Here is a 21,090-nt window from a genome sequence, read left to right as displayed (position 1 = left end):
CATGGAGGGCTATATATGCATACATATATTTACATGGTAAGACACGGGGAGTCACCAAAGGATGGGAATGAAAGAACAAGAGGATTAACGGAAAAAGGTAAATTAGATTCTTGTCGAATAACGGAATTATTACAGGGAGAGGGGATCGGGGTTTTCGTTTCAAGTCCATATCAACGGGCAATTTTAACGATAGAGGAATTAGCTCAACGCTCGGGACAAAAAGTAATAGTATTTGAAGATCTTAAAGAAAGAATTTTCATTAACCGAAACGAGAGAATATCTGATGAGGAATTATTCCCTCTATTGAATAAGTCATACTCAAATCCTGATTTTGCTTTACCGGGAGGGGAGTCTAATTCACTTTGTCAACATCGAGCTATAAAGGTCTTGAATAAATTATTGAAAGAGTACAAAGGACAAAAAATAGCATTAGGTACTCATGGAGCAGTAATGGCTTTGATGATGGAGTATTATGACGATAAGTACGATTTAAATTTTTTGTTAAATACCTCTAAACCAGATGTATACAAAATGGAATTTAATGATCAAACATTAGTAGATGTAACAAGATTATGGAGTACATAACATTAAGATGGAGTAGGGTGGTATGTACAAATCGAGTTTACCCCTTCTAGATATTGATATCTAAAGGGGTATTTCTATGTCTAAAAGAAGAACATCTACAATTATGAGTGCATGCAAAATGGTTAGGCTCCCTGGTTATCTACTTACCATGACAATAGTTTGCTTTTTATCGTTCAATTGCTTCATTCGTTATGATGAGCGTTCCTATCCCAATTCCACACACCTTAATAGACGTTTTTAATGGTATATCTGTTGCTGCCACTACAATAGCTCCAGCTAATATCATTTTCTTAACTGACAAAGCTATTATGCGCGTCTCGTGTTCGGTTAATTTTGTACTTCATATCATTCCTTCCTATTTTAAATAGTTGATAATATTCCACCTTCTACCCTAATAGCTGACCCAGTAATAGCAGATGCTTGTTTAGATGATAAATATAGAGCCATTCCAGCGACTTCTTCCATCTCGACAAATCTTTGAATAACAGATGTGGGAAATGGTAGTGAAAAATTAAAGAATACTGCAGATTTTATCACGAAAAAATCCAGTGATGATGGTATTAGCTATGCACTCAAGCAATATAGCATAATTTAAATTTATTTTACTAATAGGAGCCTTTTGTAGGGAACGATAAATTAAACGACCATATGGCGCAAATCTGAAAGATAGATAAGCGCCTTTGTCATTTGCTAATGGATACTTTTTATAAATGGATATTTTTCTCATTAATACCTTGCATTACAAGTTAATTATGCATATACTAAATATATACCTTGTAAAACAAGATAATAAGAATGGTGGAACGATAATGTCACAAACACAAATGCTGAAAGGGATCTTAGATGGTTGTCTATTGGCAATTATACATGGCAAAGAATGCTATGGATATGAGATGGCTGCACGGTTAAGTGAGTATGGATTTGGTGCAGTAAGTGAAGGAACAATCTATCCTTTGTTAATGAGAATGCAGCGTGAAGGTCTCGTAACCTCTGTACGTAAAAGTTCAACAGCAGGCCCAAAAAGAAAGTACTATTCACTTACAGAAAAAGGAATTAATGCTTTGAATGATTTTTTAAGTAGATGGAGTCAACTGGAGAAAAGTGTTAATGCAGTTATTAAACAAGAAACAAAAAGGAAAGGTTGAGACAATGAAACGACATCAACTATCTGATAAAAGTAAGGAATTTATTGATGATTTAAGGTTGTACTTATTTTCAAGTGGAAAAAATGATAGTGAAATTAAGGAAATTGCTGAAGAGCTTGAAGTTCATCTTATTGAGGCTGAAAAGCATGGTAAGTCAATTGATCAAATAGTGGGGGGTTCACCCAAAGAATATATGAAAAATATTTCAAATGAGATGAAAACCGATTATAAGTTGTGGGCGAAATATGTTCCCCTCATTGTTATTAGTACATTGTCACTTTCTATCTTAGGAGATTTATTTCAAGGTACATTAAGTTATAGTCTATTGCAAATCGTAGGAACAATTTTGTTTAGTTTGATGTTCGCTGGAGGAGTTTTTATAACTTTTCGCTATACTGCTAGCAATCAAGTTTCAAAGTTAACAGAATTTCTTATTTTGTTACTTCCAATTATTATTACCTTAACATTCTTTGTAGGCTTAATGGTAGTAGATACATTTTATAAAACCCCAACTATCAACTTTGATTGGTTAGGTAGTCTAGTTATTGGCTTAATTGTTCTGACTTTTTTAGTTTTATTTTCAATTTGGGCAAAGACTCCTGTTATGTTTGTTATTTTGATAGCACTTCATCTACCGACATTTATATTATCGCTCACTACATATAGCGAAGATGTACGGTTGGTTATTGGGATGGTTATAACATATTTCATAATAGGAATCTATTTGTTCTTGGAATTTAAGAAACTAAAGAGAAAAAGAATGACAGATGCTAAATAAAACTATATTCAGAGTTGATAATGGGAGCTTTCATTGAGTGAAGCTGAATATTTATGTTAATAAAATCTTACATAAAAAGACATGTTTCTAGAAGAGACATGTCTTAATTAATGCTTATTTTTCATAGTTTCAATTTCGTACTAAAAGTGGGGAGATTCCACAACTCTTTGACGAGAGGCTACTTTCTAAAATCAGAGTCATTAAAAGAGCATCAATGAATATTATTAGCATAGTTGTTTGGAATAAGGTATGTTACTCACCTTATGGATATCTTTTCTTTAAATGAGTGAAACTTTATAAGAAAAACCTACGTCTTCTAATGTAAGAAAAATAATTGGTAGTTATTTGGAATATATGGACTTAGCTCAAGCTAGTTTTCCAATGTTTCTTCTACTAAAAAATGAATACGTGTGAAACATATTTTCGTTATGTGAAGGAGAGTTGAATATGGAGAATAAGAACAATGAAGAGGATGGAGCAAAATCAGATAAGGAGACTAAGAAAGAACGTGATACAGTTTCTATTGAATGGGGAAAATTCTTTAAAGACCTAGATCATACCCATCAGTTTTAAAATGTATGTTGAAAAGGCAATAAAGCTATTAAAAAGAGCCATTAATAAACATACAGTGCACTGAAACAATAGTTTGAACCAACGTAATACTAGTTATAATACTAATTACTTAAAAAAGTTAGGTGATTTCTTATCAAAAAGGTATTATCTTCTGTATTAATAATTTCTATAATAATAATGACAGGTTGTAACGTATTGGATAATACAAATACACCATCAGATGATGCTAAGTCCGATGATTTAAATAGTAATAAGCAGCCCGTTAAGTTAACTGAATTTACAACATCTGAAAGTAAAGACCTTTTAACAAAACTGATCGAATTTGAAAATAACAATGGCTATATAGTCTTAATAAAAGATGCTAATTCAGTACAATTAGTAGTAGATGTTTATAACTTAGAAAAAGGAAAATACACGGTAGCAATAGTAGACAATCATGACAATGGAGTCTTGGTTGGAGAAGATAATGTAAGTATGAAATATGGACAATTAATAGATGATGTAACTTTTACACCTAGTAATTCACATAAGCTACGTTTGTGGACTGTTCATCCTACAAGGTTATTTGAGAAAGGTGAACCTATGAAATTAGTAATTAAAAACTCTAACGGTAAAGAAATAATTAATGAAGAACTTATGATTAAAGAGGAATAACCCTGGCCTAATAAGGTCAGGGTAAGTGAGTATTAAAATCAGTCATTAAACTAGAGTAGGAAGAAGTTCAAGGTGGAACTTATAATATATATTACTTTTTTTATGGGGTTACATGCTGTCTTATCTTTTATGAAAACAATTCTAAAATAGGCTATATTAAGGTGAGTAAGTACTGAATTCAGTCCTTACTCACCGCTAGATTCCTCTCATCAGAGGAGTAAAATATAATTATTACAAACTACCAAAATGTCTTCGTACAATAGTACGCTAGATGATCTTGTTTTATCTCGAGTGGTTTTATTCTCCCTTAATACTCATTGCTTGAAGGGAGAGGTATTCTCGTCTTCTAATCTTATGGATTCTTCTAATACATATGTTTGCTTACGTTTACGTACTAAGCTCATCATTCCTGCAATTAAGAATAGCAAAGCTGTTAAATAACCTAAGATTCCATCCAATAAAGATGCTACTAATGTTATGAAGATAATTGGTACCGCAGCAATAATTAACGACGTCCCAGCTAGTAGTGGCTTCTTATTTCCTCTCAGGCTAAAGACGGCAATTAGACCTAACATCAGACTAATAAAACCGGCTACCATAACGAGCCATACTGTACTAGCCATGCTTTCAATAAAATCAGTTATATTAGTTACTGCCACATCAGGATAATCTAAAGCTATCTCACCCTCCAATTCACTTAAAAACTCTTCGTTTTTTAAATAATATATCATTCCGGCTCCAATAATAGCTATTAATGCACTTAAGATGGATGCTATCCCTGAAATAATAATTTCTCCTGTTCTCTTCAAAGTAACATCTCCCTTTCTACGTTGATTATGTGAATATATTACCATAATTATGTTGATTTATCATAGTTTGTAAAATATGATAAAATTAATTGTTGGAATAGTAAGATTATTACTATAGCGGAGAATACTATATTGACCATATATTGGAGCTTGTCTGAATATGATGATCCAACTTAATACGATATAGGGAATATAGAGGTTTGACCCATATAACAGAGGATTTGACCCGTAAACATAGTGATTTGACCCGTAAACATAGAGGTTTGACCCATATAACAGAGGATTTGACCCGTAAATGTTGCCATACTACCATTGTTAATAAAGAAAACAGAATTGAATCCGTGCTGAGTGAATTTTTACTATTTACATATGAGGTCATAAGGATTGTTGAAAGTATGATGGAATACTTTAGCTTTTTAACAAAACAATGACTAGTATTACTATTCCACCTATTATAAATATTGAAATAGGGAGAAGTATAGCAAGAGATAATGGCCAACTCCAACTTTGAATTTCTGCAACAATAAATAATATGATTCCAATACCAATCAGTATCTTCCCAGGCATGGAACGATTTTTAGAAGGTAATTCTTTAGTTATCCACCAAGCGAAAACAACAATGAAAAAGGGTACTCCAATAAAGAATAAACTTTGTACCAACATTATTTTTCTCCACCCCTTTACAATATTCTTATAAAAATTTGCTCTTTATCTTATCATTAGCATACAGGTTATACGACCTTAATTTTTCATTAATAGCTCTAGCTACTAATAATACTAGATAATTATTAATATATATATGAAGAATTTCTTAAGATTTCTAAACCTATATTTTTCACGGCTTATGTGACAGCTAACATTAATCCATAATGATTATTGAGTCGATAAGTTCTTGTTCTAGAAATGAATAAGCGGGGAGCCAGGAGCACGACCAATGGATCATGCTATTGTTACCAATTTGAACCGAAACATGCGGTTTTAACGTTTGTCATCGTTTTAGAAAATAAAAGATACCACAAATTTTAGTGTGTATATGTTTATAACTTAGTAAAATAAACAACCGAATATAGCCATGTTAATAAGCTGTCGATATAGAAAAGGTGTTTCCCCAGGATCATATATAGTAGAGTCTACATATGATTAACAGATATTTAAGCTTGATTTGCTTATAAGATTTTTTTCACTACTATGTTTAACGGCTTGGGAAGGTAAAATCTAAAACAAGTGTGATAATAGAAGGGAGTTAATAATGACTAATTCCATCTTATCTACGAAACTCAATATCCCAATAATGAGGCGAGAGTTAGTTATACGAGACCGTTTAATTAAGCAGCTAAACGATGGGATGTATCGGCATTTGACTCTCATATCAGCTCATGCAGGTTTTGGGAAAACGACATTAGTGAGCGAATGGCTTGCCAACTGTAATTGTGCTGTAGCTTGGCTGTCGTTAGAAGAGGGAGATAATAATCCTCACTCTTTTCTCTCTTATATTATTGCGGCAATACAGACAATAGAGGAAGATCTAGGTGATGAACTTTTGAGTTTACTCGGATCTCCCCAGCCACCCAAATTGGAGGATATCTTAACTTCTCTTCTCAATGAAATCACTTCAATTCCATATAATTTTATTCTCGTACTTGATGACTATCATACGATCCATACACAACCTATAAACGAAGCTATGACATTCTTTTTAGAAAACATGCCTCCACAGATGCATTTAGTAATTACAACTCGTGAAGACCCTAAACTTCCTTTGGCACGTTTACGAGCAAAAGATCAGCTGACGGAAATACGCAACTCAGACTTACGCTTTACCAGCTCTGAAGCTGCTAGCTTCCTTAATCAAGTGATGAATTTGAAGCTGTCAAAAAACAATATCGATAACCTTGTAGCGAAAACGGAGGGATGGATTACTGGCCTTCAATTGGCTGGGATTTCCATGGGCGGACATGATGACCCATCAAGCTTTGTAAAATCATTTACAGGAAATCACTCTTTCATAGTGGACTATTTAGTAGAAGAGGTTCTTAAACAACAGTCAGTATATATTCAGAATTTTTTATTGCAAACATCAATTTTAGATCGTTTATGTGGCTCATTATGTGATGCAATAATGCAAGATACATTTCTTAAAGGGCAGCAATCACTTGAGTTTATAGAAAAATCGAATCTGTTTATTATTCCTTTGGATAATGAGCGTCGCTGGTATCGGTATCACCACCTTTTTGCAGAGTTGTTAAAACAAAAATTGTTGCATAGCAGTGATGATACCTTAGTGAGCAGTGGTATAGATATTGCGCAATTACATATACGCGCAAGTATTTGGTATGAAAAAAACAACTACGAGATTGAGGCATTTCAGCATGCTACAGCTGCTGGTGATGTAGAAAGAGCTGAACGTATATTGTTGGGGAATGGGATCCCTCTTCACTTTCGTGGAGCTGTTGTCCCTGTAATGAAATGGCTTGAAACATTAACAACAGACACATTGGATGCTCATCCTACATTATGGGTTATATATGCTTCAGTTCTCTCTATGTCTGCTCGATATAACGAGGTTGAGCCTAAATTACTCGCTGCTGAAAGGGCCTTGCATGGACTTGAGAAAAATATGAAAACTCGGAACCTTACAGGCCATATTGCTGCCATACGTGCGCTGCTAGCTACAGCCCAAAATAATGTGGACGTGATTATTTCCGAGTCTCTTATTGCACTAGAGAATCTAAGCCCAAGTAATTTAGCGGTGCGAACTGCAACTACTTGGAAGCTAGGTATAGCCTATGAACTACAAGGTGACAATACCAAAGCGAAACAAGCATATTCAGAAGCTATTGCTACTAGTAATGCGTCTGGAAATAGAATAATTGAAATATTATCCACAATCGCGCTAGGGAACTTACAAGTAAAAGAAAACCTGCTCATGCAAGCATGTAAAACATACGAGCAAGCTCTAAAAATGAAGGATGAAACGCCGTCATCATATTCGTATCCTGTATATATTGGTTTAGCCCGTATTTATTACGAATGGAACGATTTAGATGTAGCCATTGAATATATAGAGAAAAGTAAACAACTAGCGAAATATATAGAAAATTACAATCAAATCATTACGTGTAACCTTCTATATGTCCAAACATTGCTTGCGAAAAAGGATCTTGAGAGCGCAACTAGCATCTTATATGAAATAAAACAGTTTGCTTTTCAGTATGACTTAGAAGATCGGATGTCAGAAGTCAGTGAGACAGAGGTACTTTTATTGTTAAATCAGGGAAAGGTTCATGCTGCACGTAAATTAGCTGAAACATACAAACTCCCCCATAGTCAGGCAAGAGTATATCTTTCTCAAGGAGACATCGCTAAAGCCCAGCATGAGTTACACACTTACTACCAAGAGGTAAGCCAAAATGGTATGAGAGAAAAAATGTTGAAGTTGAAGGTTTTACAGGCAGTAGTTTCTTATTCAGATGGTGAAACAGACGAAGCATTACAATTGTTAACAGACCATCTATTAGAAGCAAGCTCTGGTCGCTTTGTTCGAACTTTCCTTGATGAAGGGGAGCATATGGAACAATTATTGATTAAAGCATATGCTAATGGGATTATGCCAGAGTATATAGACCTTTTACTACAAGCATTCAAACTTGATTATGTAGCACAACAAAATATGACTCAACCCCAGCTCCTATTTGATGCTTTAAGCGAACGTGAGCTTGAGGTTTTACAGCTAATAGGTCAGGGGTTTTCAAACAAAGAAATTAGTAAAAAACTATTTATTGCATTAGACACTGTGAAAGGACATAATCGAAGGATTTTTGAAAAGCTTCAGGTTAGAAGGCGCACTGAGGCTGTAGCCAAAGCACGTGAGATGGGGTTGCTGTAGAATCTTATTCGTTTGTCGCTTAAATTTCTTACACCTACATATTGAAAAACAACACTAAAGTGTCTATGGATTTTAAAAAAATGGAAGTAAAATAAAATACAGGCTTCTAAGACTCTGCTTTAAATAACTGAAAAATGTTCATAAGGAAGATAACATCATTATTGAGGAAGATATGGAAATATTGTAAACTGCCAACCTCAGTTCACAAAAAGGAACTAATAGAACTAATGAAGAGGCTATTTGTAGGTTTTTCATAACCTAGACAGCCGGTAGTCGTCTTGTATTCTCTTGAGTCGTTAAATGAGTAGGTAAAAATAATAGCTAATTTAACAAAAGATGAAAGGAGAACAAATTAATGAAAGCATACAGAATGACTGCAGTGATCGTGGGTGTCCTCTACATCATCGGAACGGCATCAGGAATTTTGAGTAAGTTAGTTACCATGAATCTATTTACTGGGGAGGATTTTTTAAGCAAAATTGCTGCCAATCCTTATCAGCTTAACCTAGGCGCATTTTTTATTCTCATGATGGGGCTTTCTTTAGCGGCGATGCCTGTGTTCTTATATCCACTTTTCAAAAAAAAGAATGAAGCCCTGGCACTAGGGATGGTCGTATTCCGAGGACCACTAGAAGGAAGTGTATATATCCTAGCGGTAGTCAGTTGGTTATTGTTAGGTGTGTTCAGCAAAGAATTCACAGTCGCTGGAGCAGAGGTGGCATCTTTACAGGTGATTGGTAATGTCCTGCTTCAGGCAAATGACATCATGAGTCCCGTTACGACTATTGTTTTTATCATCGGGGCAATGCTGCTGTACACCCTTTTCTATCTCACCAAACTTATCCCTCGTTGGTTGTCTGTCTGGGGTTTGATCGGAGCGGTTATTTATCTGGCTGTCGACTTATTAAAGTTATTTGGGCTAAACCTTAATTTAGAAATGTTGTATGCTCCGTTGGGTGTGCAAGAGATGATAATGGCACTTTGGTTGATTATTAAGGGATTCAACCAAGCGGACCTTGATGAGTTGCTGACTGCTAAGCACAGCAAATAAATGCCAATTATCATTTCAAACGCACGATAGGTAATATATGAAAAGCTCGACGTGAGATAATTTAGACCCAATTGCTTTAAATAAGCTTCTTTTAGAAATTTGTTGCTCTTTCACTAAAACTCGAGTAACTGAGATGTACTATATGATTTTTGAAGATACCGATGTGTATATTTTTTTAGTACGAAAACAACTTAGTACAAAAAGCATGATCTGAACGGAAGAAATAGGTTGATAAGCAGTGATGATAATTATAAGGAGGAGATATCAATAAAAGCGATTACATGCATTAAATACGGTCCACCTGAAGTCCTTCAGCTTAAAGAAGTGGAAAAACCCATTCCAAAAAACAATGAAGTACTCGTAAAAATACACGCAACTGCAGTAACTGCAAGTGATTGTGTAATTAGAGGTTTTAACATGCCTGGCAACCCCAGCTTTCCTAAAAAGCAAATCATGGAACTGATGATGAGAATATTTCTAGGGTTTTCAAAACCAAGAAATCCTATAATCGGACTCGTATTCTCAGGGGTCGTAGAATCAGTAGGTAACGATGTTGAGCTATTCAATAAAGGTGACCAAGTATATGGATTTACAGGTAATAGCCGTGGAACATATGCTGAGTACAAATGTGTATCTACGAAAGAAATTGAGCAAGGGGAATTGGCGCTAAAACCGAAAAATATAAGCCATAAAGAAGCGGCAGCGATAGTTTATGGTGGTGCTCTGGCAATGCACTTTATGCAAGATGGTGATATCCAAGATGGAAAGAAAGTGCTTATTTATGGCGCTTCAGGAGCAATAGGGACGACTGCGGTGCAATTAGCAAAACAATTAGGTGCTGAAGTCACTGCGGTATGCAGCTCAACAAATAGAGAATTAGTGAAATCTCTAGGTGCAGACAAAGTAATCGATTACACTAAAGAGGATTCATTAAACCAATTAGAACTTTATGATTTTATCCTTGATGCTGTTGGAAAAAACAAAAGCTCGAAACTAAAAAGGCAATGTGAAACAGCACTTAGTAATAGTGGAAAATACGTGTCTGTAGATGATGGATTTTTAAAGATACGTCCACAGTATCTTATTAAACTCAACGAGTTAATTAAAGCGGGACATGTTAAGGCAGTCATAGACAGGAATTATCCATTAGAAGAGATTGTTGAAGCTCATAAATACGTAGATCAAGGTCATAAAAAGGGGAATGTAGTCATAACTGTATAATATTTTGGGCATAAGGATGTTTAATAACCATACTACCCCAATAACTTAAGCTAGAACTGATCCTTTATAGCAGCTAATTCAAATTTGACTTACGGCACTGTTTTTAAAGCCAGTTGAAAAATTATCAGGAATAAATATGAACATGCTACTTTAAGTGAAAAAGACAATGACAAGTATATATTGATAAAATAATTTGTTAGTTAATTTATGAAGTGAAAAATTAGGATACTTTATTAAAATGGCGCCTCTTTCCAAAAGAAGGCGTCATTTTTATGACTTGGAGCAGAATTATGGAATAAATATATTGCGTATTTTACATAGTACTATTGTTGATCGAGCTACTCGTTTTTAGCAATATCGTTTTCTTCTTCTATTATTTAACTTCGTTTCACAGCCCTTAAAATGCCAAGTAATGGAATCCTAATAACTAATTATTAGTAAAGACTTAAGAAATTCTTCACTATTATGTATCGGGGTTCTTAAGAATCACTTAGTAATATTAGTATCAAATAAATGGTCGGTTGATATTTTTGCAATATAGAAATTTAAAAAGAATGTATCAACCTTCCTGCAATAGAGACATCTAGGTCCTAAATATAACATGGGTTTGTTATAAGAGAAAATGAATTGGAGGTATCCTTATGATTGAAGTGAATAATGTCATAAAAAAATATGGTAGAAAGCGTGTATTAAAAGATGTGTCTTTTACTGCTAAAAAAGGGGAGGTTACTTGTTTAATTGGTATTAATGGTGTAGGTAAAACTACGATTATGAAATCCATTATGGGATTAATGCCTATAGATAGTGGTGAAATCCTCATTGATGGTGAAAGGCTCCATAAAGGGAGCTATGAGAAAATCACCTTTATTCCAGATTCAATAACGATGTTACCACATATGAAAATACATGAAGCCTTTACATTCATGGCTGACTTTTACGATTGTTGGAATCAACAACGTGCCACAGAGCTGCTTCAATTCTTTAAATTAAATGAAGCTGACAGAATCTCAGATTTATCGAAAGGAAATACAGCAAAAATGAATCTTCTACTAGGATTAGCGATGGATGTAGAGTATATCCTAATGGATGAGCCTTTTTCAGGTATTGATGTGTTTAGCCGTGAAGAAATTGCAAATGTGTTTACTAGTGAATTAATAAAAGATCGTGGCGTCATCATCACCACACATGAAATAAACGATATTGATCATTTAATAGATAAAGTTGTTTTACTAGAAAATGGAGAAGTTTTAAAAGAGTTCGATACAGAAGAAGTCAGAAAGAGCCATGGGAAATCAATCATCGATGTGATGAGAGAGGTGTATATAGTATGAAACGTTATATGAAGTTAATAGATTTTGAGTTTAATCGTTTTATAAAATTATATGTTGTATTAATGGGGCTGACGTTCTTTTCACAAATGGTCGGAGTCATTTTTCAATCAAGAAGGTATGTAAATCGAGCTAATGAACAAATATATGGAAATTTCATTCCAATGGATGTGTTTTTGCAAGAGAATGGAACGATGTCCTTTCTAAATATTTCAGAAACGCTATTTTTTAAGGCACCGATATTATTTGCTATCGTTACGTTAATACTATGTGTGTTTTTTATTTGGTACCGTGATTGGTTCGGTAAAAATACATTTAGTTATCGTTTATTAGCGTTACCAACTGCACGTATTAACCTTTATTTAGCAAAGGCGACAACGATTCTACTACTAATATTAGGTCTCGTAGCATTCCAGTTATTATTGTTACTCATTGAAGGTCAAGTTTTCCAATGGATGGTCCCTCATGAGTTTCGTACCGATTTAACTTTCATTGAAATTACAACTCAAGACACATTACTAAAAAACTTAATTCCAACAACTTTCACTGAATTTCTACTTTATTACGGAAGTGGCATGACATTTGTATTTATTGCTTTTACCGTTATTTTGTTTGAACGATCTTATCATTTAAAAGGGGTGTTCTATGGCATTATCTATTGTGTTTTATGTCTTTTCATTTTGTTGGCTCCTTTATTAATAAATAAACTTGTTTTAAATGATTATTTGTATCTCAAGGAACTATTTTTTGTGGAACTAGGAATTGGAGGAATTATCTTAGTTGGAAGTATTTTAATCGGGCATTTCCTTTTAAAGAAAAAAATTATGGTTTGATAGGAGGCCAAAACTAATGAAACGATTTGGAAAAACAATTTTGCTTTGTATTGTTACTGTAATAATAATAGGAACTTTTTATATGCAATCTAGTATAGCTGCAACAGAAAATAAACTAGTTGAATGGAAAAAAGTAAGTGGAAATGAGGATGCAGTAGAAAATATAGAAATATTGGCAGGCGGTTATACAAAAGAAACGCGTGAATATCACAACTTGCAAATTACAAATAAGAATACAATTAATCGAAATAACACGCCGTCTCTGCTTGAACAATTGTCAGAGAGTTGGATACACCCCATTATTTTGGAATGGAGAGAACAGTACAACAATTTTATGCGTAGTAAAAATTCAATTAACTTAAATCACTATTATGAAGATGATAACGTACTAGTTTATGTCGGTGATATTTGGGATTATCAATCTCGATCCAATATTTCATTTAATATTGATATTCTTAATAAAAAATCTGAAGAAGTTAGCTCAATCCAGTTGAAGTTACCAAATAAAGAAAGTTATGATTTCCTAGACGTAAGAGAGATCCAAGTACTTAATGGGATCGCTAAGGTCTTTGCAAGTGGTCAGCGGAAAGATGGAGGAGAGGATTTAACGGTTTACACGTTTGATATAGATGAGCAAGAGTTCATGAATAGTGAATTACTACTTTCTACACTGATTATACCAAGTACGATAACCAATTTCTATGCAACCATAACGATGATGAATGATTTAAAATCTGTTGAACCTCAAAAATATCTTTTAATGAAAGCTGATGCTACGATTTATAGTGAAAATGGTGAGACGGTACAATATGACGATGGTTCAGGTTCAGATCCTAATGAACTTGTTATATACAACATAGAGACAAATCAATCCAAATCATTGACTATACCAGATGAAATATTAATATCTTCTAATTCATCTACAATTGTTGGTTCAACGCTATTCTTTCCATCTCAACAAGAAGATGAATTTGGAGTCATTATGTATGATATAGAAAAGGAAGAATGGGGCGATAAAATAACTTTCGATTTTCTTAATGAACAAACTGGTTATGATATAAAATATCAGTTAATAAATGGAAAAATAAATATACTCCACCCAACAACTAATGGTTATGCCCTTTATGTTAGTGATTTATCCTCAGGGGAATTATTATATGAAGGAGAACTTACAAGTGAAAAGTATGATCAATTGGGTATTCAAAGTTTAAGTTAATGATTTAAAGCAGCCCAATAATGGATTATTTGGGGCTGCTTGTCTTTATTACATTGATGAGAGATTTTATCTTAAAAATGCAAAATAATATTCTTAGTAGAGATTAATGAGCGAAACAGTAATTTCTTAGTTGGAAAACTAAGCGAAAACAACCTCAGTAAAAGCTCAAGAAGGGAATGTACTTATATGTATTTAAAGTTTCCACGCACCTTTTAACAATTTGATACCTTCTATAATCTCAGCTTCAGATAAGCCTCCATAACCTAGTATTACTTTAGACTCTTCATACTTTGTAGATTCGTCGTAATATGTTGATAAAGGATATACTTTTACACCAACCTCTAGAGCTGAAGTAACAAGCTCTTCCTCTACCATTTCGTTACTAACTTCTAGAATAATATGTAGCCCTGATTTTTCGCCAATGATATTTACTTGATTCCCAAAATCATTAGTAATAGATGTTATTAACGTATTTTGTTTCTTCCGGTATAATGTTCTCATTTTATTTAAGTGACTGTCCCAATACCCTTCTTTCATAAATCGAAATAATGTATCTTGATGTAACCTTGAAGCTGCTTGTTTATAAATAGAGAAATACTCTTTATACCGTTCTATTAGATGTGGAGGTAATATCATATAGCTTATACGAATAGATGGAATTAACGATTTTGAAAAACTTCCTAAATATATTACATTGTCATAGTTATCGAGTCCTTGTAATGATGGAATTGGTTTTCCTTTGTATCGAAATTCACCATCATAGTCATCCTCAATGATATAGGCCTTGTTTTCATGAGCCCATTTTAATAAATCAATCCTGCGTGAAATAGGCATAACCATTCCAAGCGGAAACTGATGGGATGGAGTAACGTAAACAACACTCGCTCCGCTTTGTCTTAGCAATTGCATATTAATTCCGTCTTCATCAACAGGAATTGCAGCTGTCTTATTTACTTGATTTTTTATAACAGCCATTGTTCCATTAAATCCAGGATTTTCGAATGCAAATACATGGTTTATTCCTATTATTGTGCATAATTGACTTATTAATTGCTGTGTGCCAGCTCCAATCACTACTTGGTCTGCGGAACATCTAACGCCTCTGGATGCAAAAAGATGTTTTACGATAAGCTCTCGAAGTGATATTTCTCCTTGTGGGTGCCCAAAATTTAAAAGTTCTCCTTGGTCTTCATATAATGACTGGATAGTTAATTTTCTCCATAATGTATACGGGAACTTTTCTAAATCTACTCTTCCGACGTTGTAATCGACTTTAATGTTTGTACTTTCTACTTTCCTATTATTGGTTTGTAGTGGGTGAGGATGATTATGAAATAAAAATATGCTGTTATCTAAATCCGTTACAAAGTATCCTTTTCTTTGTATGCTTCTTACATAGCCCTCAGCACATAACTGATCGTATGAGGCCTGAATGGTGTTAAGGCTAATACCTAGATGTTGTGATAACTTTCGTTTAGACGGGAGTTTTTCTTTTGGTCGAATACTTCCGGCTATGATTTCTTTTTTAATATAATTAGTCAATTGAATATAAATAGGTTTTTCACTCTTAGTATTTAATATGGGTGTTAATTCAATCAATGTGAATTCCTCCATTTATTCCTGGTACCATTCATTTTATGAAAACTGATACTTTTAATTATATCAATCTATGGTTAAATATGAATAACAAGCGATAGGAGTTAGTTGAACTTTATTGAAAACAAATGTAAATAATCAAGATGAATTTTTATAACGTACATAGGAATCATTCAACATAAGGTATGGTCAACTAATTATTGTAATTGTGCATGTTATTCAAACTTATGATATGAAGTACAACTTGTTATTAAATTAGAAGGGGAGTTTGTTATGAAATATAGACCATTAGGTAATACAGGTATTCGTGTATCGGAAGTTGGGTTTGGCTCATGGCAACTTGGAAATAGGAAGGATTGGGGAGGAATGAATGATGACCAAGCCATTAAGCTAGTTCATGAAGCTATTAATCAAGGCTGTAATTTCTTTGATACGGCACCTAACTATGGATTAGGAAAAAGTGAAGAGCTGTTAGGAAAAGCATTAGTTAGTAAAAGAGACCAAGTGATTATTAATACAAAATTTGGCCATCATTCGAACAATACTCAAAATTTTGATGTGAGCTTATTACGTCAATCACTCGAAGGAAGCTTAAAACGTCTAAATACTGATTACGTCGATTCGATATTATTGCATAATCCTCCGTTTCAATTTCTTAATGGAGAAAGTCCTCATTATGAATTACTAGAGCGTTTAAAAGAAGAAGGAAAAATTCGTGCATATGGTGCTTCGGTTGATTCAAGTGTTGAATTATTCGAATTACTAGAAAGCACAAATAGTCAAGTGATTGAAGTCATGTATAACATCTTCCATCAGGAGCCTGCTAAAGCATTTCAATTAGCAAAAGATAAGGGTGTTGGCCTTATTATTAAAGTCCCGCTAGATTCTGGTTGGCTTTCTGGTAAATATAATGCACATAGTACATTTGAAGGTGTGCGTAGTCGTTGGTCGAAAGAACAAATTGAAACAAGAGCAAAATTATTGTCTAAGCTACGTTATCTTATAAACGATGGGTCAACGATGGTGCAAACTGCTTTACGGTATATTTTAGCTTGTCAGGAAGTCTCGACGGTTATTCCAGGAACGAAAAATATTCAACAGCTATATGAAAATAATTCAGCTACAGAAAAGGCAATGTCAATAGATATGGTCAAACAAATACAACGGTTTTGGGAAAAGGAATTGCAAAATCAGCCGTTACCATGGTAGACGTTCTTGTTTGATAGCTTTATATTGCTCTTTAATTTTTATAGTTTATCTTGTTGATTCAAGCTATTATTGAAAATGTTTGCTTACTAATTTTGTGAATTTAACAAAATTGAAAGAATACTAGGTTGAGGGGAAATGTAACATGGCAGTGTGGGAAAGGTGGGTACCAATTGAAGGAATTCCTTCAAAAATATATAATTCGGCACTTATAGATAATAAGGAAGGACTGACGTTAACATTTATTGATGAATATGACGAGACAGAGATAACGATGACATTTGATGTAGGTGTATTGTCTTATTCAAATACTGAAGAAGGCTCATTAATTAAAATGCTATATTCACTATATAACAATTATGACGAAGGATTTTATAGTGAGTGGTCTCTATTCAAATTAGGTGATTCGGAATATTTAAGTTGGTTTCTTGAAGAGAATGGTGGTTTATACGACACTATTAATATTAGCCATTACGTATTTCTTACACCAAATGATGTAATAGAAGTGTTGTCAAAATACCCACCTACTATAGCATTAACAAAGCTTGTTTAAGGCTCTTTTCGTAATATAGAAGATAAAACTGTCGTTTTATACAAGACAAAATGCCCCGAATATTAGTTGTATACATGTATATTTCTTCGCACGAAAAACAACAATCTAAACGAAAGCAGCTTATGATGAAAAGCAACAATTAATGCGAGAACAGCCTTGTTTAGAAATGTAGGTGGTTTATTTTTTAATAATCTCATATGGTAGCCCAAGTAAAATAGCTTGTTAGGAAATTCTACTATAGAAAAATTGAGATTAGTTTACCTGACAACTAAGTTAAAACTTATTAATCTATTGATAGCACTTTTCTTTTTAAATAATCATGAACGACAGTGCTCATTAACTTTGGGAACTGCATCCACATATAGGCGTGCTTAGACCCTTCAATATGCTTAATTTCACTTTTTTCTACTAATGTAGAAAATTTTATCATTATTTCTCTAGCCGTTAAGTTGTGCCACTCATCATCACTCGGTAACATGAGAATAGGGCATTTAACTTTCTTATAATATTCTTCAAACTTAACATCCCAATAATGTTGAATATATTCCTGTCTTGCAAGCAGTGGAAAACAGTTAGTAAAGTACCCGTCTTCAGTTTTTGACATATTATGTTTAACAAAATTTAAGAAATGTTCGTTCCATATACCTTGTTTTTTAAAGTCATCTTTCATTGCATTAACGAAATCATCCTTTGTGTTGAAAGCTGGTCTTGTAAAATTCATTAAATCTATACGTCTTTTGTCAATTGTTTCTGTTATTATTTCTTCACTATCATTTATTAAGCCATAAGGTCCAAATTCATTGTATAAAGCCCCTTCACATATAATTGATTTGACCATGTCCGGATATGATGAAGCAAAGCTTAAAGCAATTTCTGCACCTAATGAGCTGCCTACAATATGACACCTCTTAACCCCTAATTCTTTTAATAACAAATACATATCTTCTGCCATATCATCAATATGGTAACCCTCTTTCGGACTATCTGACTTCCCATGACCTCTTATATCTGGAACAATTAAATTATAATGATTTGTAAAATGTGGGATAAGGCTATCCCACATATGGGAATTCCCAGAGCTAAAATGTAAAAAAAGAATCGTTTCTCCTCCAGGAATTGAATATCTGACATTGATATTGACCCTATTCTTTAGCGTGAATAATTGTTCAATCAATTTTGCTTCCCTCCTAAGCTGTTTCAATATTCCTTTATTAAGAGTGATTACTGTAGACTTACTAATTCAAAATTGATTATAGCAAAGTAACTCTGACATATACTTGTCAGGGTTGTTAATGTGTTTTTACATTGACACTTTTCGTAAACGTTGTTGTTATTTATAAAATTAACAAAGTAAAAAAGAAGTCTTATGTCATTGTCATCATATATAGAAGAGAAAATGCCCCGAAACAATAGTTGTATCCATGTATAGTTATTAGTAAGAACAACAACTATACATGCGAAAACAGCCTTTACTTACAAAGGCATTATTGTGCATAATACAGTATTCAATAGGAGATATGTAAACAGAACAATTAATTACATTGGTATTTATGATTCACTCAAGGAAATAGATATGATCACTGGGTTATAGGATAAAAAATACATAATTAGTTCAATATTAAAAATATATCAATTTTTTTTGATATATAACTTGCAATATATTCTCACGTGGGATATAGTATTAATTAATCAAATAATTTTGATTTATAAAGAAATGAAGAAACATTTGAGCAAGAAACGAATGGATGTTCATTTCATGAACAATTTAAACACTTGAGATTTTGTGTAACAATGCTGACATAACCAAACAAGAAATAGAAATTTATTATCTTTAAATTTAAGTTGTCAGATTCGTTCTACTTGTTGTTCATTTTTTTTGATCTATACATCAAAAAAAGTTGATATATTATTCATTAGGAGGTAACAAAGTATGAAAATTCATGTTGGTTTAAATGTAACAAATTTAGACGCTTCGATTGATTTTTATGCGAAGTTATTCGGAACAAACCCAGCAAAGGTCAAACCTAACTATGCGAAATTCTTGCTAGAAGAGCCAGGATTAAATTTCACATTAAGGCCTGTAGATAGTGTAGTAGGAAATCACATTAATCATTTCGGCTTTCAAGTGTCTAGACCAGAAGAGTTAATAAAGCATAAAGAAAGATTGGAAACTCAAGGGTTCTTCTCTAGAGATGAGAAAGATACAACATGTTGTTACGCTAGGCAAGATAAATTTTGGATCACTGACCCAGATGGCCATGAATGGGAATTCTTTTTCACCAAAGAAGACACTGAGGAAGACACTATTAATAATAATTGCTGTGCTTAATATGAAAAGGGAGGGAGAAATACTTATGAATGATTATGAGTATGAACAAATGATGAAAGAACAAATGCGCAAACTGGATTTGATTAACAGAGAGGCATGGAAATATGAGCCCTTTTATCGATCAAAGATGTCTATCTCAATCAAATCCCTCTATTCTAAATTAACTAGAAAATTATTTCGAAAACAACAACCTGTACCTTGCTGCATAAGCTAACTATATTGAAACCGCCAAAGATCAGTTGAAAAGCCTGATCTTTGGTAGTTTTGTTTCATAATTTTATTGGCTTCCTTGATTCATTTGGGCTAAATCCTGCATAACGTCAGCTGCAACATCAGCCAATAGCTCTGAAATGTGAATTTCTCGAGATGTTTGTGCGCCATGTTTTAATACTTTGCCTATCAAATATTGTGTTTTATCTTCACCAGCACGTTCGATAAACATTTTGCGTTCAAGGTCGATGGCTGCTTGTTCATCTTTAAGTGCTAAATCAACAATATCCTTTATCATGTCTATATTGCGATGATCAAGGAAAGTTAATGGAGGTACAACTTGCTGTAGCATTTCTTCAATAGAATCCGATGGAATGTGACGTGTAATCAGACCAAAGCGCTCGGCAGTAGGAGCATCCATATCTGCACTCGTCAAGAGGAATTCTAAAGCTCTTGTACGGCCTAATCGTCGTGCAGCTTGTACACTTCCTTGTCCACCTGGAGGTATGTTTGTACTTAACTCGGGTTGAGCGAACACTGCATTTTCAGTTCCATATACTATATCGCAAGCCATAACAAGTTCATTTCCACCACCTCGTGCTGCACCGTCAACTATTGCAATCGTAATTGCGCGCATGTTCTTCACGTCCTCAATTAATTGCATAAAATTTTCAGTTCCTGTTATACCTTCTTCTTTACGATTTATAACAAGCACATCTAAGTGAGCACTGAAGAAATGTTTATTGTTTGAACGGAAGATGACCACTTTATTATGCTCATCCTTATTTAATTCACTTATTACTTGTTGCAATTCAACAATTAGATCATTTGAAAGTAAATTCACTTCACCATGATCTATGAGCAAAGTTGTAAAGCCCTCACCCTTCTGCACGGTTACACTTGTTGTATTCAAATTGCTACCTCCCTTTTTTATTTACTTTAGTTAGTCTCTCTTTCATCAAAGAAAATATTATTATTTATTTGATTTATGCAAAGTATGAAGTTCTTTATCATACCGATAAATGGCAATAGCATAACTTTTTTTCATATACAAAAAAAGGCTCTAAAATTATGAACATTTGATAGTAAGATGGGGGTATATCTGAACCCATAAGGT

At 33.6% G+C, this 21,090-nt stretch carries 22 protein-coding genes and 1 pseudogene; 16 read left to right on the top strand and 7 right to left on the bottom strand.

Going from position 1 to position 21,090, the window contains the following annotated elements; translation table 11 throughout:
* The first annotated feature begins 15 nt into the window (after positions 1-15).
* Entirely contained in the window at positions 16-585 is a 570-nt protein-coding gene (locus tag JM172_RS05900; protein WP_214481169.1) for a histidine phosphatase family protein, read from the top strand.
* 166 nt (positions 586-751) lie between these two features.
* On the opposite strand, the gene JM172_RS25095 is transcribed toward JM172_RS05900, so the two are convergent.
* Positions 752-886, bottom strand: coding sequence for a hypothetical protein (locus tag JM172_RS25095; RefSeq protein ID WP_284730431.1), 135 nt, complete (start codon positions 884-886; stop codon positions 752-754).
* 59 nt (positions 887-945) lie between these two features.
* Positions 946-1,122: an SDR family oxidoreductase gene (locus JM172_RS24695; protein WP_214481168.1), complete on the bottom strand. Its 177-nt coding sequence runs from the start codon at positions 1,120-1,122 to the stop codon at positions 946-948.
* Here JM172_RS24695 and JM172_RS24690 point away from each other — a divergent pair.
* The 5 genes and pseudogenes from JM172_RS24690 to JM172_RS05880 all read left to right on the top strand — a co-directional run.
* Positions 1,076-1,180 (top strand): annotated as a pseudogene (locus JM172_RS24690) (HAD hydrolase family protein); the annotation flags it as partial. The gene JM172_RS24695 and the pseudogene JM172_RS24690 overlap by 47 nt on opposite strands.
* Positions 1,181-1,394: 214 nt before the next feature.
* Positions 1,395-1,730, top strand: coding sequence for a PadR family transcriptional regulator (locus JM172_RS05890; RefSeq protein ID WP_214481167.1), 336 nt, complete (start codon positions 1,395-1,397; stop codon positions 1,728-1,730).
* Positions 1,693-2,508: a DUF1129 family protein gene (locus JM172_RS05885; protein ID WP_214481166.1), complete on the top strand. Its 816-nt coding sequence runs from the start codon at positions 1,693-1,695 to the stop codon at positions 2,506-2,508. The genes JM172_RS05890 and JM172_RS05885 overlap by 38 nt, the downstream gene beginning before the upstream one ends.
* A 447-nt stretch (positions 2,509-2,955) precedes the next feature.
* The gene (locus JM172_RS25090; RefSeq protein ID WP_284730430.1) at positions 2,956-3,081 is read left to right on the top strand and encodes a hypothetical protein; all 126 of its coding nucleotides are present in this window, start codon (positions 2,956-2,958) and stop codon (positions 3,079-3,081) included.
* Positions 3,082-3,258: 177 nt separating this feature from the next.
* The gene (locus JM172_RS05880; RefSeq protein WP_214481165.1) at positions 3,259-3,735 is read left to right on the top strand and encodes a hypothetical protein; all 477 of its coding nucleotides are present in this window, start codon (positions 3,259-3,261) and stop codon (positions 3,733-3,735) included.
* Positions 3,736-4,049: 314 nt separating this feature from the next.
* Here JM172_RS05880 and JM172_RS05875 read toward each other — a convergent pair whose 3' ends face one another.
* Positions 4,050-4,544, bottom strand: coding sequence for a DUF4064 domain-containing protein (locus JM172_RS05875; RefSeq protein WP_214481164.1), 495 nt, complete (start codon positions 4,542-4,544; stop codon positions 4,050-4,052).
* Between the two features lie 408 nt (positions 4,545-4,952).
* Entirely contained in the window at positions 4,953-5,207 is a 255-nt protein-coding gene (locus JM172_RS05870; protein WP_214481163.1) for a hypothetical protein, read from the bottom strand.
* Positions 5,208-5,793: 586 nt separating this feature from the next.
* On the opposite strand from JM172_RS05870, the gene JM172_RS05865 reads away from it, so the two are divergent.
* The 6 genes from JM172_RS05865 (at position 5,794) to JM172_RS05840 (ending at position 14,079) form a co-directional block, all read left to right on the top strand.
* Positions 5,794-8,430 carry a winged helix-turn-helix domain-containing protein gene (locus JM172_RS05865; protein ID WP_214481162.1) on the top strand — a complete coding sequence of 879 codons (2,637 nt, stop codon included), beginning with the start codon at positions 5,794-5,796 and terminating at the stop codon, positions 8,428-8,430.
* A gap of 355 nt (positions 8,431-8,785) precedes the next feature.
* Positions 8,786-9,481 (top strand): DUF4386 domain-containing protein, encoded by a 696-nt coding sequence (locus tag JM172_RS05860; RefSeq protein WP_214481161.1) that lies wholly within the window; start codon positions 8,786-8,788, stop codon positions 9,479-9,481.
* A gap of 267 nt (positions 9,482-9,748) precedes the next feature.
* Positions 9,749-10,702, top strand: a complete 954-nt coding sequence (locus JM172_RS05855) for an NAD(P)-dependent alcohol dehydrogenase (RefSeq protein ID WP_214481188.1) — start codon at positions 9,749-9,751, stop codon at positions 10,700-10,702.
* 641 nt (positions 10,703-11,343) lie between these two features.
* Complete coding sequence (locus tag JM172_RS05850; protein WP_214481160.1) at positions 11,344-12,033, top strand: ABC transporter ATP-binding protein; 690 nt, start codon at positions 11,344-11,346, stop codon at positions 12,031-12,033.
* Entirely contained in the window at positions 12,030-12,863 is an 834-nt protein-coding gene (locus tag JM172_RS05845; protein ID WP_214481159.1) for a hypothetical protein, read from the top strand. The genes JM172_RS05850 and JM172_RS05845 overlap by 4 nt, the downstream gene beginning before the upstream one ends.
* A gap of 16 nt (positions 12,864-12,879) precedes the next feature.
* Positions 12,880-14,079 carry a hypothetical protein gene (locus JM172_RS05840; protein ID WP_214481158.1) on the top strand — a complete coding sequence of 400 codons (1,200 nt, stop codon included), beginning with the start codon at positions 12,880-12,882 and terminating at the stop codon, positions 14,077-14,079.
* Positions 14,080-14,271: 192 nt separating this feature from the next.
* Here the strand turns inward: JM172_RS05840 and pdxR are convergent, their stop codons facing one another.
* Positions 14,272-15,678, bottom strand: a complete 1,407-nt coding sequence (gene pdxR / locus JM172_RS05835) for a MocR-like pyridoxine biosynthesis transcription factor PdxR (protein ID WP_214481157.1) — start codon at positions 15,676-15,678, stop codon at positions 14,272-14,274.
* 270 nt (positions 15,679-15,948) lie between these two features.
* Between pdxR and JM172_RS05830 the strand changes: the two genes are divergently transcribed.
* Together JM172_RS05830 and JM172_RS05825 are read left to right on the top strand one after the other, a co-directional pair.
* Positions 15,949-16,884, top strand: a complete 936-nt coding sequence (locus tag JM172_RS05830) for an aldo/keto reductase (RefSeq protein ID WP_214481156.1) — start codon at positions 15,949-15,951, stop codon at positions 16,882-16,884.
* A 142-nt stretch (positions 16,885-17,026) separates the two neighbouring features.
* The gene (locus JM172_RS05825; RefSeq protein ID WP_214481155.1) at positions 17,027-17,434 is read left to right on the top strand and encodes a hypothetical protein; all 408 of its coding nucleotides are present in this window, start codon (positions 17,027-17,029) and stop codon (positions 17,432-17,434) included.
* A gap of 283 nt (positions 17,435-17,717) precedes the next feature.
* Here the strand turns inward: JM172_RS05825 and JM172_RS05820 are convergent, their stop codons facing one another.
* Positions 17,718-18,608 carry an alpha/beta hydrolase gene (locus JM172_RS05820; protein ID WP_214481154.1) on the bottom strand — a complete coding sequence of 297 codons (891 nt, stop codon included), beginning with the start codon at positions 18,606-18,608 and terminating at the stop codon, positions 17,718-17,720.
* Positions 18,609-19,364: 756 nt separating this feature from the next.
* Here JM172_RS05820 and JM172_RS05815 point away from each other — a divergent pair.
* Both JM172_RS05815 and JM172_RS05810 read left to right on the top strand, forming a co-directional pair.
* Positions 19,365-19,763, top strand: a complete 399-nt coding sequence (locus JM172_RS05815) for an ArsI/CadI family heavy metal resistance metalloenzyme (protein ID WP_214481153.1) — start codon at positions 19,365-19,367, stop codon at positions 19,761-19,763.
* A 25-nt stretch (positions 19,764-19,788) separates the two neighbouring features.
* Positions 19,789-19,977: a hypothetical protein gene (locus JM172_RS05810; RefSeq protein WP_214481152.1), complete on the top strand. Its 189-nt coding sequence runs from the start codon at positions 19,789-19,791 to the stop codon at positions 19,975-19,977.
* A gap of 63 nt (positions 19,978-20,040) precedes the next feature.
* On the opposite strand, the gene JM172_RS05805 is transcribed toward JM172_RS05810, so the two are convergent.
* The gene (locus JM172_RS05805; RefSeq protein WP_214481151.1) at positions 20,041-20,886 is read right to left on the bottom strand and encodes an enoyl-CoA hydratase/isomerase family protein; all 846 of its coding nucleotides are present in this window, start codon (positions 20,884-20,886) and stop codon (positions 20,041-20,043) included.
* Between the last annotated feature and the right edge of the window lie 204 nt (positions 20,887-21,090).

The organism is Bacillus sp. SM2101, from assembly GCF_018588585.1.
GTDB lineage: Bacteria > Bacillota > Bacilli > Bacillales > SM2101 > Nanhaiella > Nanhaiella sioensis.
This window is presented reverse-complemented; position numbering and strand designations above follow the sequence as displayed.

What these genes read in the sequence shown, in the direction of transcription:
- JM172_RS05850 (WP_214481160.1), top strand. Translation starts at nt 11,344, where the DNA reads ATGATTGAAGTGAATAATGTCATAAAAAAATATGGTAGAAAGCGTGTA.
- JM172_RS05810 (WP_214481152.1), top strand. Translation starts at nt 19,789, where the DNA reads ATGAATGATTATGAGTATGAACAAATGATGAAAGAACAAATGCGCAAA.
- JM172_RS05880 (WP_214481165.1), top strand. Translation starts at nt 3,259, where the DNA reads ATGACAGGTTGTAACGTATTGGATAATACAAATACACCATCAGATGAT.
- JM172_RS25090 (WP_284730430.1), top strand. Translation starts at nt 2,956, where the DNA reads ATGGAGAATAAGAACAATGAAGAGGATGGAGCAAAATCAGATAAGGAG.
- JM172_RS05890 (WP_214481167.1), top strand. Translation starts at nt 1,395, where the DNA reads ATGTCACAAACACAAATGCTGAAAGGGATCTTAGATGGTTGTCTATTG.
- JM172_RS05885 (WP_214481166.1), top strand. Translation starts at nt 1,693, where the DNA reads ATGCAGTTATTAAACAAGAAACAAAAAGGAAAGGTTGAGACAATGAAA.
- JM172_RS05845 (WP_214481159.1), top strand. Translation starts at nt 12,030, where the DNA reads ATGAAACGTTATATGAAGTTAATAGATTTTGAGTTTAATCGTTTTATA.
- JM172_RS05865 (WP_214481162.1), top strand. Translation starts at nt 5,794, where the DNA reads ATGACTAATTCCATCTTATCTACGAAACTCAATATCCCAATAATGAGG.
- JM172_RS05840 (WP_214481158.1), top strand. Translation starts at nt 12,880, where the DNA reads ATGAAACGATTTGGAAAAACAATTTTGCTTTGTATTGTTACTGTAATA.
- JM172_RS05815 (WP_214481153.1), top strand. Translation starts at nt 19,365, where the DNA reads ATGAAAATTCATGTTGGTTTAAATGTAACAAATTTAGACGCTTCGATT.
- JM172_RS05825 (WP_214481155.1), top strand. Translation starts at nt 17,027, where the DNA reads ATGGCAGTGTGGGAAAGGTGGGTACCAATTGAAGGAATTCCTTCAAAA.
- JM172_RS05900 (WP_214481169.1), top strand. Translation starts at nt 16, where the DNA reads ATGCATACATATATTTACATGGTAAGACACGGGGAGTCACCAAAGGAT.
- JM172_RS05830 (WP_214481156.1), top strand. Translation starts at nt 15,949, where the DNA reads ATGAAATATAGACCATTAGGTAATACAGGTATTCGTGTATCGGAAGTT.
- JM172_RS05870 (WP_214481163.1), bottom strand. Translation starts at nt 5,207, where the DNA reads ATGTTGGTACAAAGTTTATTCTTTATTGGAGTACCCTTTTTCATTGTT.
- JM172_RS05860 (WP_214481161.1), top strand. Translation starts at nt 8,786, where the DNA reads ATGAAAGCATACAGAATGACTGCAGTGATCGTGGGTGTCCTCTACATC.